The 12,586-nt window shown below is 65.0% G+C and carries 15 protein-coding genes; 11 read left to right on the top strand and 4 right to left on the bottom strand.

What is annotated here, in order from left to right; genetic code table 11:
* The first annotated feature begins 242 nt into the window (after positions 1-242).
* The 3 genes from gph (at position 243) to CAL13_RS03050 (ending at position 2,325) form a co-directional block, all read left to right on the top strand.
* Positions 243-953: a phosphoglycolate phosphatase gene (gene gph, locus CAL13_RS03060; RefSeq protein ID WP_086071473.1), complete on the top strand. Its 711-nt coding sequence runs from the start codon at positions 243-245 to the stop codon at positions 951-953.
* Positions 954-1,026: 73 nt separating this feature from the next.
* Positions 1,027-1,383 (top strand): VOC family protein, encoded by a 357-nt coding sequence (locus tag CAL13_RS03055; protein WP_086071472.1) that lies wholly within the window; start codon positions 1,027-1,029, stop codon positions 1,381-1,383.
* Positions 1,384-1,653: 270 nt separating this feature from the next.
* Entirely contained in the window at positions 1,654-2,325 is a 672-nt protein-coding gene (locus tag CAL13_RS03050; protein ID WP_086056072.1) for an HAD family hydrolase, read from the top strand.
* A 35-nt stretch (positions 2,326-2,360) separates the two neighbouring features.
* On the opposite strand, the gene CAL13_RS03045 is transcribed toward CAL13_RS03050, so the two are convergent.
* The gene (locus CAL13_RS03045) at positions 2,361-3,122 is read right to left on the bottom strand and encodes an SDR family oxidoreductase (protein WP_086071471.1); all 762 of its coding nucleotides are present in this window, start codon (positions 3,120-3,122) and stop codon (positions 2,361-2,363) included.
* 46 nt (positions 3,123-3,168) lie between these two features.
* Complete coding sequence (locus tag CAL13_RS03040) at positions 3,169-4,011, bottom strand: DMT family transporter (RefSeq protein WP_086071470.1); 843 nt, start codon at positions 4,009-4,011, stop codon at positions 3,169-3,171.
* 117 nt (positions 4,012-4,128) lie between these two features.
* On the opposite strand from CAL13_RS03040, the gene gcvA reads away from it, so the two are divergent.
* From gcvA to CAL13_RS03000, 8 genes are all read left to right on the top strand, one after another.
* A complete protein-coding gene (gcvA, locus tag CAL13_RS03035; RefSeq protein WP_086071469.1) occupies positions 4,129-5,040 on the top strand; it encodes a transcriptional regulator GcvA in 912 nt (303 codons plus the stop codon).
* A 106-nt stretch (positions 5,041-5,146) separates the two neighbouring features.
* Positions 5,147-6,058, top strand: a complete 912-nt coding sequence (locus tag CAL13_RS03030; RefSeq protein ID WP_086056068.1) for a dihydrodipicolinate synthase family protein — start codon at positions 5,147-5,149, stop codon at positions 6,056-6,058.
* A gap of 99 nt (positions 6,059-6,157) precedes the next feature.
* Positions 6,158-6,913: an ABC transporter ATP-binding protein gene (locus CAL13_RS03025; protein WP_086056067.1), complete on the top strand. Its 756-nt coding sequence runs from the start codon at positions 6,158-6,160 to the stop codon at positions 6,911-6,913.
* Complete coding sequence (locus CAL13_RS03020; protein WP_086071468.1) at positions 6,906-7,613, top strand: ABC transporter ATP-binding protein; 708 nt, start codon at positions 6,906-6,908, stop codon at positions 7,611-7,613. Before CAL13_RS03025 ends, CAL13_RS03020 begins: the two co-directional genes overlap by 8 nt.
* Positions 7,614-7,710: 97 nt before the next feature.
* A complete protein-coding gene (locus tag CAL13_RS03015; RefSeq protein ID WP_086071467.1) occupies positions 7,711-8,916 on the top strand; it encodes an ABC transporter substrate-binding protein in 1,206 nt (401 codons plus the stop codon).
* A gap of 112 nt (positions 8,917-9,028) precedes the next feature.
* Positions 9,029-9,925 (top strand): branched-chain amino acid ABC transporter permease, encoded by an 897-nt coding sequence (locus CAL13_RS03010; protein WP_086056064.1) that lies wholly within the window; start codon positions 9,029-9,031, stop codon positions 9,923-9,925.
* A 2-nt stretch (positions 9,926-9,927) separates the two neighbouring features.
* The gene (locus CAL13_RS03005; protein WP_086056063.1) at positions 9,928-10,893 is read left to right on the top strand and encodes a branched-chain amino acid ABC transporter permease; all 966 of its coding nucleotides are present in this window, start codon (positions 9,928-9,930) and stop codon (positions 10,891-10,893) included.
* Complete coding sequence (locus tag CAL13_RS03000; RefSeq protein ID WP_086056062.1) at positions 10,893-11,543, top strand: GntR family transcriptional regulator; 651 nt, start codon at positions 10,893-10,895, stop codon at positions 11,541-11,543. The genes CAL13_RS03005 and CAL13_RS03000 overlap by 1 nt, the downstream gene beginning before the upstream one ends.
* A gap of 4 nt (positions 11,544-11,547) precedes the next feature.
* Here the strand turns inward: CAL13_RS03000 and CAL13_RS02995 are convergent, their stop codons facing one another.
* Entirely contained in the window at positions 11,548-11,865 is a 318-nt protein-coding gene (locus CAL13_RS02995) for a DMT family transporter (protein WP_086056061.1), read from the bottom strand.
* A 181-nt stretch (positions 11,866-12,046) separates the two neighbouring features.
* The gene (locus CAL13_RS02990; protein WP_332457751.1) at positions 12,047-12,556 is read right to left on the bottom strand and encodes a hypothetical protein; all 510 of its coding nucleotides are present in this window, start codon (positions 12,554-12,556) and stop codon (positions 12,047-12,049) included.
* Positions 12,557-12,586: the final 30 nt, after the last annotated feature.

Below are 12,586 nucleotides of genomic sequence, written 5' to 3'. Positions count from 1 at the left end.
TTTCGACAAAAGGTACTTCGACATCGGTATCGTTGGTTTCCCGTCGACCTTTCACTGCACCGGGCCTGGTAAGAGCGGTCCATAGGCGCACATCGGAGCTTCCGCTCTGGGCCAGAGCCAAAAGCAGCCGATGAATTTGCGCTCCTAGAACTTCAGGCCCTCATTGCCCCGCCCACACTACAACCACGCTCCGGCAACTACTTGTCTACCCCACCAAGCGATCCCAAGCACATCCCGTCACCGTGATTAACCTCACCACCCTGAACAACGCAACCATCGCCTTCGATCTCGACGGCACTCTGGTTGAATCCGCGCCTGATCTCATCGCGGCGGTGAACGCAGTCCTGCTCGCGGAAAACCTGAAACCCCTGACCTACGAAGAAGGCCGCCCCTATATCAGCCGCGGCGCGCGATGGTTGCTTCAATTGGGCCTTGAAAATGCCGGCGAGCAAGATCCCGCCGGTCGGACAGCGGCGCTTTTCGGCCGTTTTATCAGCCACTACACCGAGCATATCGCTGATGAAACCCTGCCCTTCCCCGGCGTGATCGACGCCCTGAAAACAATAAGAAAGGCGGGCGCCAAGCTGGTCGTCTGCACCAACAAACCCACGGACTTGTCGCGCAGCTTATTAACCCAGCTCGGCATGGCCGATCTGTTCGATGGAGTGGTCGGCATAGATGCCGTCACCGCGGCCAAACCGCATCCGGCTCACCTTATCGAAGCAGTGGAAGCGGTGGGGGGCGATGTGCGCCGCACGGTGATGGTGGGCGATGCGGACACCGACGCCGGCGCGGCCAGGGCCGCAGGCACGCCCTTGATACTGGTCGACTTCGGCTACAGCGAAATCCCGGCTGCCGAACTGGCTCCGGACATCCTGCTGCATCATTTCGACGATCTCGCAGCCGCATGCGCGGCTCTGCTGAGCGAGCGGCCCTCCCCGCCTGAAGAATAGAATTGCGGCGCAGACGATGCCGCGAATCTTCGCGGCATCGAGCCTGACAACGGTCATATTCAAGGAGACAAAGATGACGGTGCTGCGCATCGTGCCGAATATCGCCTCCGTTTCTCTCGAAGAGACGAAGCGCTTTTACGACGATCTGTTCGATATGGACGTCGTCATGGACCACGGGTGGATCGTCACACTGTCCTCCGGCACCACGGCTGCCGCGCAGATCAGCATGGCGACGGAAGGCGGTTCGGGCACGCCGGTACCCGACATCTCCATCGAGGTCAGCGACGTCGATCAGGTCCATCAGCGGGCCGTCTCGCATGGCGCGGAGATCGTCTACGGCTTGACCGACGAGCCCTGGGGCGTGCGGCGCTTTTACGTGCGCGATCCAGCCGGCAAGGTGCTCAACGTGCTGTCCCACCTGGGTAGTTGAAGTAGCGGCGCGCGCGATCACGGCAATGCAAGGCGATACGCGTCGCCTGCGAAACGGATCGGCATAACAGGATCGCCAACGGGATCGGCAACGGGATCAGCAACGGGATCAGCACCAGGATCGGCACAACAGGATCTGCACAACAGATCTGCAACGAGATCGGCACAACAGAATCAGCACCACGGAATCAGCACAACAGCCGAAGCAGGTAACATCGATATCCATCGCGGCCGGCATCGAGCCGCCGCATTCCGACAAGTTGGGGGACGCTTGAAATTCCAGGCAGTGATCTTCGATTGCGACGGCGTGCTTGTGGACAGCGAGCACATCTCCACCGGCGTTCTGCGCGACATGCTGCAGGAGCTGGGCGTGGTGATGACGCATGAAGCGGTGCTGCGCCGCTTCGTCGGCAAGACGATGAAAGACGAGTTGGCCTGGATCAGCGAAGCATCCGGGCGGGCCGTCGGGCCGGAGTGGCTGTCGGAATTCTGGCGCCGTCGCAACGAGGCGCTGAGCAAGCAGGTGCAGGCCATTCCCAATGTGCTGGAGACCGTCGAACTGCTGCACCGGCGGCTGGATGGCCGCATTGCCTGCGCGTCCGGTGCGGATCGCGTGAAACTGGAACTGCAGCTGACCAAGACCGGCCTGATGCCCTATTTCCAGGGCCGGACGTTCAGCGGCTATGAGATGGCGCAGTCCAAGCCCAGTCCAGAGGTGTATTTGGCTGCCGCGGCCGCGCTGAAGACCGAGCCCGGCGCATGTGTCGTGATCGAGGACAGTGTAACGGGCGTGACGGCAGGCGTGGCGGCGGGCGCGACGGTGCTGGGCTATAGCCCCGGGGGGCCGGCCCACAGTCCGGCGGAAGCCCTGCTGGGCAGCGGCGCGATCGCCGTGTTCGCCGATATGGCGAAGCTTCCGGCCTTGCTGGGCCTCGACGACTGACGGGTTGGCGAAGCGAGGTCTCTGCTCGCCGCCTTCTACTTGCCGCCCGTCACGTCCAGGAAGGTGCCGGTCACGAACGAAGCTTCGGCGCTCGCCAGCCACAGGATGGCGCGCGCGACCTCTTCCGGCTGGCCGCCTCTTCCCATCGGGATGGTGTCCTTGACACGATCCACCCGTCCCGGCTCGCCGCCGCTGGCGTGCATGTCGGTGTAGATGTGTCCGGGCCGCACGCAATTGACGCGTATCCCATCCCGCGCGACTTCCTTGGCGAAACCGGTGGTGAAGGTTTCAACCGCGCCTTTCGATGCGGCGTAGTCCACGTATTCGTTGGGGCTGCCGAGCCGCGCCGACGCGGACGACACGTTAATCACGACGCCGCCGCGTCCGTTGTGGCGATAGGCCATGCGCTTCGCGGCCTGCTGCGCGCACAGAATCGGGCCGATGGCGTTGACGGCGAAGATGCGCTGCATTCTTTCGAACGCCAGGTCTTCCAGGCGGGACTGCCGCGCGAGAATCGCGGCGTTGTTCACCAGGACGTCGATGCGGCCGAACGTCTCATCGATCGCGGCGAAGAGCTGCGCGACTTGTTGCGGATCCGCGCTGTCGGCGCGCACCGGCAAGGCCCTGCGCCCCAAGGCTTGGATCTCGGACGCGACCGCGAGCGCGGCGGTTTCGTTGGAAACGAAGCTGAAGGCGACATCGTAGCCCTGCCCGGCGGCCAGCCGCGCGGTGGCCGCGCCCATGCCCCGGCTTCCGCCCGTTATCAGAATCACCGGCGCCTGCGATACGTTGTTCATTGACGATGTTCTCCATGGAAAAACCGGCAAGCTCGCCGGCGATGCTTCACAGCCCCAGGCAAACGGCGCCTGCCGCGACGACGACGCATGCGAGCCAGCGCATCGCGCTGACGGTCTCGCGCAGGAACATGCGTCCGATCAGCACCGCGAAGACCACGCTGGTCTCGCGCAACGCGGACACGGCGCCCATGGCGTCCGATTGCAGCGCCCAGATAACGATGCCGTAGGCGGCGATCGAGACCAGTCCGCCGGCGAGCGACGTCATGACGGACAAGGGCTCCGCCCGCAGGGGCTGCCACAACGGCGCGACGCCGCGCACCGCCACGAACAGCAGGGGCATCAGCCAATAGAACAGGAACATCCAGGCGGTATAGGCGAGCGCCTGTCCATTGGACGCGCGGACGCCGATGCCATCGATCACCGTATAGACGGCGATGGTCGCCCCCGTGAACAGCGCCGCCAGCGCGCCCGTCCGCGACACCCGGCGGCCTTCCAGCGCGATCGCGACGATGCCGCCGGAGATCATCGCGATGCCCGCCGCGCGCAATGGGCCGATGGTTTCGTGCGTGAAGATCGCCGCGCCGATCGTGACGAGCAGCGGCGACGAGCCGCGCGCGATGGGATACGCCAGCGCCAGGTCGCCGCGCCGATATGACCGCACCAGGCTCACGTTGTAGATGCAGTGGACAAGCCCCGATGCGGCGATGCAGGGCCAGGCGGCGCGCGGCGGGGCGGGTACGGAGAGAACGACGAAGGTGGCGACCGCCGCGATGGCGACGCTCATCCAGGTCATGGATAGGAAGCGGTCGCGATTGCCATGCAGCATCGCGTTCCAGCTGGCGTGGAGCATGGCGGCAAGGAGGACGATACCGCCGGTATAACTGAGCATGTTGGGGAGGTGAAGGACGAGGCGCCGGCCGGAAGGCCAGCGACAAAGAAGAATATCTATCTTGTGTAGCCGCATCAAACCAAATAAATTGCCGGTTCGCGTTAGAAAAATTCGCAAATGAAACGTCTACTGCCCCCGCTCAACGCATTGCGCGCTTTCGAGGCCGCCGGCCGGCTCGGCAGCTTCAAGGAAGCCGCTGCGGAACTGCACGTGACGCACGGCGCGGTGAGCCAGCAGGTGCGTCTGCTCGAAGACTGGCTGGACGCGCCCTTGTTCGAGCGTCATAACCGGCGCGTCAAACTGACGCCGGCGGCGCATGCTTATCTGAAGGAGATCGGCCCGCTGTTCGACCGGCTCTCGTACGCCACCGCGCGATACGGGGTGCCGGAAACCGTCTGCCGCACGCTGCTGGTGAACGCGCCCGCCACCTTCACCCTGCGTTGGCTGGTGCCGCGGCTGGCGGAATTCCGCGCCGCGCATGCCGACGTGGAAGTCCAGGTGGAAACGTCGAACCTGCCGCTCGAAAGCCTGCAGGAAAGCTACGACGTAATCATCCGCGGCGGTCCGGACACGTTCTACGGCTATTCGATGCGGCCGTTCCTGACCGAGCAAAGGCTTCCCGTGTGCAGCCCCGCGCTGCTGCGCGAAGCGCCGCTGCGATCGCCGGACGATCTGACGCGGCACACCCTGCTGCACACTTCCAGCCTGCCGCGCCTGTGGCCGGACTGGCTGGCGAGCGCCGGAATTCCGGGTTTGCGGCCGGCCGGCACATTGACTTTCGATCACTTCTATCTGACCTTGCAGGCGGCCGTCGACGGCATCGGTGTCGCGATGGGGCCAACCGCGCTCGTATCCGCCGATCTGGCCACGGGCCGGCTGGTCGCGCCGTTCGCCGGGCCGCGGCTGCCGTCGCGCAGCTACTGCGCGTATGTCGCCGACGAAAAGCGCGGCGACGACATCGTTGGCCTGTTCTGCGCATGGCTCGAGCATGAAGGAGACGTCTTCATGCGGCGCGCGGAAAACCCCTAGTGAAACCCCTAGTCAAAAATATCTTCTAAATATATTTACGGGATATTAGACTTCTCGCCTGCATCGCCTCCCCATCGGGACGGCGTCTAACCGAGGAGACTTCCAGGTGAGCAACCCGCGTTGGCAAGGGGTATTCCCCGCCGTCACCACAAAATTCCATGCGGACGAATCGCTCGATCACGAGGAAATGCGCCGGCATTTCAATTTCCTGATCGACAACGGCGTGCATGGCCTGGTCACCTGCGGCTCGCTCGGCGAGGCCAGCACGCTGTCGCTGGAAGAAAAGCTGGCCGTGGCGAAGACCGCTGTGGAAGTCAGCAACGGCCGCATCCCGGTGCTTGCCAACGTGTCGGAAACGAGCACGCGGGAAGCGCTGCGCTACGTGAAGGCCGCCGTGGACCTGGGCGTGGATGGCTTCATGGTGATGCCCTCGGTGATCTACGTGGCCGATCCGCAAGAAGCCATGCAGAACGTGCGCACGATCGCCGAAGCCGCCAGGAAGCCCTGCATGATCTACAACAACCCGGTCGCCTACCGGGTCGATCTGCGGCCCGAGCACATGGCGCAGCTTGCGGATTGCGAGTGGCTGGTCGCCATCAAGGAAAGCACGGACAACATCCGCCGCATCACCGATCTGCGCAATGCGCTGGGCACGCGCTATCAGTTGTTCATCGGCGTGGACGATCTGTCCTTCGAAGCGCTGGCGCTGGGCGCCGACGGTCTGCTCGCCGGCCTGGTCACCGCCTTCCCCCGCGAAACCGTGGCCCTCTACGAACTGATGAAGGCCGGCGAATGGGCGCAGGCGCTGAAGCTGTATCAGTGGTTCACGCCGCTGCTGCATCTGGACGTGTCGACCAAGCTGGTGCAGAACATCAAGCTGGCCGAAACGCTGGCCGGCGTGGGCAATGAGAACGTGCGCCGGCCCCGCATGCCGCTGTCCGGCGATGAGCGGGCCCGCTGCGCGGCCATCATCGAAGAAGCCTTGTCCAAGCGCCCGAAGCAGTACCAGTCCAAGTAAACCGATCGTGCGGGAGCCCCACGCGCGCGCCGGCCACTGCCGGCGTGCCGGGCCGTCCTGCCTGACCGCCGCAAGCCCCCCTTACCGAGGCCAGCCGCGATGCAAGACGACATCATTCTCCAGACCCGTGGTCTGACCAAGGAATTCCGCGGCTTCGTCGCGGTGCGGGACGTCGATCTGGCGGTGCGGCGCGGCGCCATCCATGCGCTGATCGGACCGAACGGCGCGGGCAAGACCACCGTCTTCAACCTGCTGACGAAGTTTCACATCCCCACGCGCGGGCAGATTCTGTACAACGGCATCGACATCACGCAGGAACGTCCGGCGCAGACCGCGCGGCGCGGCATCGTTCGCTCGTTCCAGATATCGGCGGTCTTCGGTCAGCTGTCGGTGCGGGAAAACGTGCGCGTGGCCCTGCAACGCAAGCTGGGCGTGGACTACTGCTTCTGGCGATCGGAACGCACGCTCGAGGCCCTGCATGCCAGGGTGGAAACGTTGCTGGACCAGGTGGGGCTGCGCTCGCATCTGGACATTCCCGCCGGCGACCTGCCCTACGGACGCAAACGCACGCTGGAAATCGCGACCACGCTGGCGCTGGAGCCCGAGCTGCTGCTGCTGGATGAGCCGACCCAAGGCATGGGCCATGAGGACGTGGATCGTGTCAAGCATCTGATCAAGCAGGTGTCGGCGGGCCGCAGCATCCTGATGGTGGAACACAACATGAACGTGGTGGCCGACATCAGCGACACCATTACGGTGTTGCAGCGTGGCGAGATCCTGGCCGAAGGGCCCTACGCCGAAGTCTCCGCCAACCCCGCCGTGCGCGAGGCCTATATGGGGGTGGAAGATGAGTGAGGGCGCCATGCTCGAAGTGCGCGGGCTCAACGCCTGGTATGGCGAGTCGCATGTGCTGCACGGCATCGACCTGGAGGTGCGGGCCGGCGAATGCGTGACGCTGCTGGGCCGCAACGGGGCCGGACGCAGCTCGACGCTGAAATCCATATTGGGCCTGGTGGGCCGGCGCAGCGGCTCGATCAAGCTCGCCGGCGAAGAAATCTCGAAGCTGCCGCCGCATCAGGTGGCGCGGCGGGGCGTGGGCTACTGCCCCGAAGAGCGCGGTATCTATGCGTCGTTGACCGCCGAGGAAAACCTGCTGCTGCTGCCCACCGTGGGACCGGACGGCATGTCGCTGGACGAGATCTACCAGATGTTCCCCAATCTGAAGGAACGGGCGCGCAGCCAGGGCACGCGCCTGTCCGGCGGCGAACAGCAGATGCTGGCGATGGCGCGCATCCTGCGCACCGGCGCGCGGCTGCTGCTGCTCGACGAAATCACGGAGGGCCTGGCGCCGGTCATCGTGCAGGCATTGGGCCGCGTGATCCGGCAACTGAAGGAGCGTGGGTACACCACGGTGCTGGTCGAACAGAACTTCCGCTTCGCCCAGCATCTGGCCGACCGGCATTACGTCATCGAGCACGGCAAAGTCGTTGCCGTCATCGACAAGAGCGAGGTGGCCGGTTCGCAGGAACGCCTCAACGCATTGCTGGGCGTCTGACGGCGCCAAGGCGCACCCGGCAACCAACAGTGTTTCGCAGCGACAGCCGCCGCGACGCGGCGCGGGCAGTACCCACACTTCAATATGGAGCGCAGTGATGAAACGCAAAACTATCGCAGCAAGTACGCTGGCCGCCCTGGGCCTGCTGGGCAGCGCTCACGCCGCCGGCGTCAGCGACGATGTGGTCAAGATCGGCGTCCTGACCGATCTGTCCGGGGTGTACTCGGACCTGGCCGGCAACGGTTCCGTGATCGCGGCGCGCCTTGCCGCGGCCGAGATGGGCGGCAAAGTGCTGGGCAAGCCGGTGGAAGTGGTGGCGGCCGATCACCAGAACAAGCCTGACGTGGCCGCCAATCTGGCGCGGGAATGGTTCGATCAGGGCAAGGTCGACATGATCACCGACTTTCCGACGACCTCCACCGCGCTGGCCGTGATGGAGATCGCCCGGCAGAAAAGCAAGGTGACCATGCCGTCGGCCGGCGTGGCGACCTCGATCCTGGGCGAAAAATGCTCGCCGCTGAACGCGCAATGGACCACCAACACCTTTGCCCTGGGCGCGGGCACCGCCCGCGCACTGGTGCAGGATGGAAAAAAGTCCTGGTACTTCATCACGGCCGACTACACCTTCGGCCATTCCCTCGAGCAGGACGCAACGGAGATCATCAAGGCCAGCGGCGGGCAGGTGGTCGGGACCTCGCGCCACCCCTTCCCCGGCAATGACTTCTCGTCCTTCCTGTTGAAGGCGCAGGCGTCCAAGGCCGACGTCATCGCGCTGGCGAACGCCGGCAACGACACGGTGAACGCGGTCAAGCAGGCCAACGAATTCGGCATCACCAAGAAACAGATCGTGGCGCCCCTGCTGACCTATATCTCCGACGTGCACAGCATGGGGCTGGCGAAGGCGCAGGGCATGTACCTGACGGAAGCGTTCTACTGGGACTACGACGATGCCTCGCGCGCCTGGGCCAAGAAGTTCTATGAGCAGGCCAAGAGAATGCCCACGGCCGCGCAAGCCGGCGTGTACTCCGCTACGCTGAGCTACCTGAAGGCGATCGAAGCCGCCGGCACCGATGACGCGCCGGCCGTCATGACGAAGCTGCGCGAGATGACGATCAACGATGCGGTCATCCGCAACGGCAAGCTGCGCGCCGACGGCGCGCTGGTGCACGACATGCTGCTGCTGCAGGTGAAGACGCCGGCCCAGTCGAAGGCGCCCTGGGACTACTACAACGTGAAGGCGGTGCTCAAGGGCGAGGACGTTTTCCCGAAACCGTCGGCCGCCTGCCCGCTGAACAAGCTGTGATGGCCGGTGCGGCGGACGCGGGCCCCTTCCCGTGTCCGGCGCATCGCCCGCGCGGCCGCCGCGACGAGCGCCGGCCGCGCCGAATCCCGGAACCATAGGCTGCCGCGCCCTTATGTTCGACATCTCTCTTCCCGCCATGCTCGCCCAATTGCTGGTCGGGCTGATCAACGGCTGCTTCTACGCGATCCTGAGCATGGGTCTGGCCATTATTTTCGGGCTGCTCAATATCGTGAACTTCACGCATGGCGCGCAGTTCATGATGGCCGCCTTTCTTGCCTGGATCGGGTTCACGCAGCTGCCCCAGGTGCTGGGCGTACAGATCAACTTCTGGGCCGCGCTCGTGCTGGCGCCGCTGATCGTCGGCGCGCTGGGCATCGTCATCGAAAAGACGCTGTTGAAGCGCCTTTACCACCTGGACCACCTCTACGGCCTGCTGCTGACCTTCGGCATCGCGCTGATGATGGAAGGCGGCTTCCGCTATTTCTACGGCATCTCGGGCGTGGGGTATGAACCGCCGGAAAGCCTGCAGGGCGGCTTCGACCTGGGGTTCATGTTCCTGCCGGCGTACCGGGGCTTCGTGGTGGCAGCCTCGCTGGCGCTGTGCCTGATGACCTGGTATCTGTTCGAGAAGACGCGCCTGGGCGCCCTGCTTCGGGCCGGCACGGAAAACCCGCGGCTGCTGCAGGCGTTTGGCGTGAACGTGCCGGTGATGATCACCCTGACCTATGGCTTCGGCGTGGCGCTGGCCGGGGTGGCCGGCGTGCTGGCCGCGCCCGTGATGCAGGTCAATCCCCTGATGGGCGCCAACCTGCTGAATATCGTGTTCGCCGTAGTGGTGATCGGCGGGCTCGGTTCCATCATGGGCGCCATCGTGACCGGCCTGGCGCTGGGCCTGCTGGAGGGCCTGACCAAGGTGTTCTACCCCGAGGCATCGACCGTGGTGGTGTTCGTGGTGATGGCCCTGGTGCTGCTGGCGCGTCCCGCCGGCCTGTTCGGCAAGGAGAAATAGCCGTGTCCCGGTTCCCCCTTTCCATACGCATACTGGTCCTGCTGCTGATTCCCGCGCTGCTCGTGCCGCTGTTCCCGCAGGTGGTCTACCCCATCTTCATCATGAAGGTGTTGTGCTTTGCGCTGTTCGCGCTGGCGTTCAACCTGCTGACCGGCTTCACGGGGCTGGTGTCGTTCGGCCACGCCGCCTTCTTCGGCTGGGGCGCCTATGCCGCCGGCGAGATGATGATCCTGTACGCCGCGCGCGGCTTGCCGCCCGAGGCGGCCATCGCCTGCGGCGTCGCGCTGGCGGCGGCGGTCGGCTATGCGATCGGCTGGCTCGCCATCCGTCGCACCGGCATCTATTTCGCTATGATCACGCTCGCGCTGTCGCAGGTCGCCTATTTCATGGCGGTGCAGATCGGCTGGACGCGCGGCGAAGACGGCATGCAGGGCATTCCGCGCGGCAAGTTCCTGGGACTGCTGGACCTGAGCGTGGACACCCACATGTACTACTTCACGCTGGCGGTGTTCGTGCTGGGTTTCCTGTTCGTGTACCGCGTCATCCACTCGCCGTTCGGGCAGGTGCTGAAGACCATCCGCGACAACGCCCCGCGCGCCGTATCGCTGGGCTACGACACCGACCGGTGCAAGCTGCTGGCCTTCGTGCTGTCCGCCGCCGTGGCGGGCCTGGCCGGCGCGCTCAAGGCGCTGGTGCTCCAGCTGGTGGCGCTGAACGACGTCTCGCTGACCACGTCCACCGAGGTGCTGCTGATGACGCTGCTGGGCGGCATCGGCACGGTATGGGGGCCGGTGGTGGGCGCCGCGCTGGTCGTCAGCCTGCAGAACTACCTGGCCACGCTGGGCGACGTCGTGACCATCGTGATCGGCCTGATCTTCGTGCTGTGCGTATCGTTCTTCCGGCGCGGCTTCGTCGGCGAATGGCTGGCGCACGTCCAATGGCGCAGAATCAAGGAAAGCAATCGCTGATGACAGCAGTACAACCCAAGCGGCGGGCGGCGGATGTCGCCTACGACCGCATCGAAAGCATGATCGCCACGCTGCAGCTCGAGCCGGGCAGCGCGGTGGTCGAAGCGGAACTGGTGCAGATGACCGGCCTGGGCCGCACGCCGCTGCGCGAGGCGCTGTTGCGCATGGTGTCCGCCGGCCTGATCATCCAGGAACCGCGGCGCGGCCTGCGCGTGTCCACCATCCAGCTGGCCGATCACCTGGACCTGATCCAGACGCGCCGGGCGCTGGAGCAGCTGATCGCTTCAAGCGCCGCGCGCCGCGCCACGCCGGCGCAGCGCAAGCGCATCGTCGAATGCGCCGCGCAAATGGTGCGCGCGGCGGAAGGCGGCGATCTGGACGACTACATGCACGCCGACCAGTTGCTGGATTACGTGTGCCACGAGGCCTGCCGCAATGTGTCGGCGGTCAATGCCGTCGAGCCGCTGATCATCCAATGCCGCCGCTTCTGGTATGCCTACCAGCACGAAGGCGACGTCGCCGAAGGCGCGCGCGGCCATATGGTAATGGCCGAGGGCATCGCCACGGGAGACGAGAAGACCGCCATCGGGGGCGCAAACGCACTGATGGATTATCTGGAGGCGTTCACCCGCAAGGTGATCGACGCCTGACGGCTCAGTGCGCGCTGAGCTTCATCAGCAACAGGCCGGATACGATCAGTACGGCAGCTACCGCGCGCATGACGCTGAGCTGTTCGCCGAAGACCAGGATGCCCACGACGAAGGCGCCGATCGCGCCGATGCCGGTCCACATCGTATAGGCGGTACCGAGCGGCAGCGTACGCATGGAATAGGCGAGAAGCAGGAAGCTGGCGGTCATCGTCGCCAGCGTCGCCAAAGAGGGCCCCAGACGCGAAAAACCGTCCGAAAGCTTCATCGAGTAAGCCCAGACGACCTCGAAAAGTCCAGCGAAAACCAGTGTGATCCAGGCCATGACGGCTCTCCTCTCACAAGAGCCGGGTCGTCCCGGATTGAATGCCCATGACGGGGGAGGTCGTCCTCCTGCTGCCCGCGGCAAGGCACGAAAGGCGCCATGCGGGGCGGTTGAAGCGGGGATTGTAGCCGAGCCTCGCAGGCGTTTACCTTGGAGTGGCCGTCGGCCTCCGTGGCGGCGTTCAGCTCTTGCGCGGCGGCTGGGGATTGTGTGCGGGGTTGGTATCGAACTTGTCGATGCGCAATATTCCGCTGGCCTGCCCCAAAGCGGACAGCTCGGCCTGCAAGGCGTTGGCGACATCCTCGTCGTACACCTCCTGGTCTTGCACGTAGACGGTGAAGACGCGCTGGTACTTGGCCCGCTTGTCCGGATCGCGGATCGTGTCCAGCGTCCATTGGTACAGCGGATAGTTCTGGACGCCTTCGCGCTCCGCTTCCGCCACGTAGCGCGCGAAGGCGTCGTACTGCGAGGTGATGGCCGCATGGTGGCGGCCCAGCGCGTCGCGCAGCCGGACCAAGGCCGGCGTGTCGCGGCCTTCGCGATACGCGTCCGCCAGTTCCTGGGAGACGTTCATGCGGATCTGGTACTGCCATGGCTTCGTCATCGTTTCGCCTTCCACGGGGTTTGCGCCGGCCTGCACGGCGGCGCACGCCAGCAATGCCAGCGCCAACAGTTGCCGTATGCGTTTCATTTGCTGCCTCTTTTCCTGCTTTCTTCGGGG

Source organism: Bordetella genomosp. 9 (assembly GCF_002119725.1).
Lineage (GTDB): Bacteria > Pseudomonadota > Gammaproteobacteria > Burkholderiales > Burkholderiaceae_B > Bordetella_C.
The sequence above is the reverse complement of the archived record's forward strand: the minus strand, read 5'-3'. Positions and strand labels throughout refer to the sequence as shown.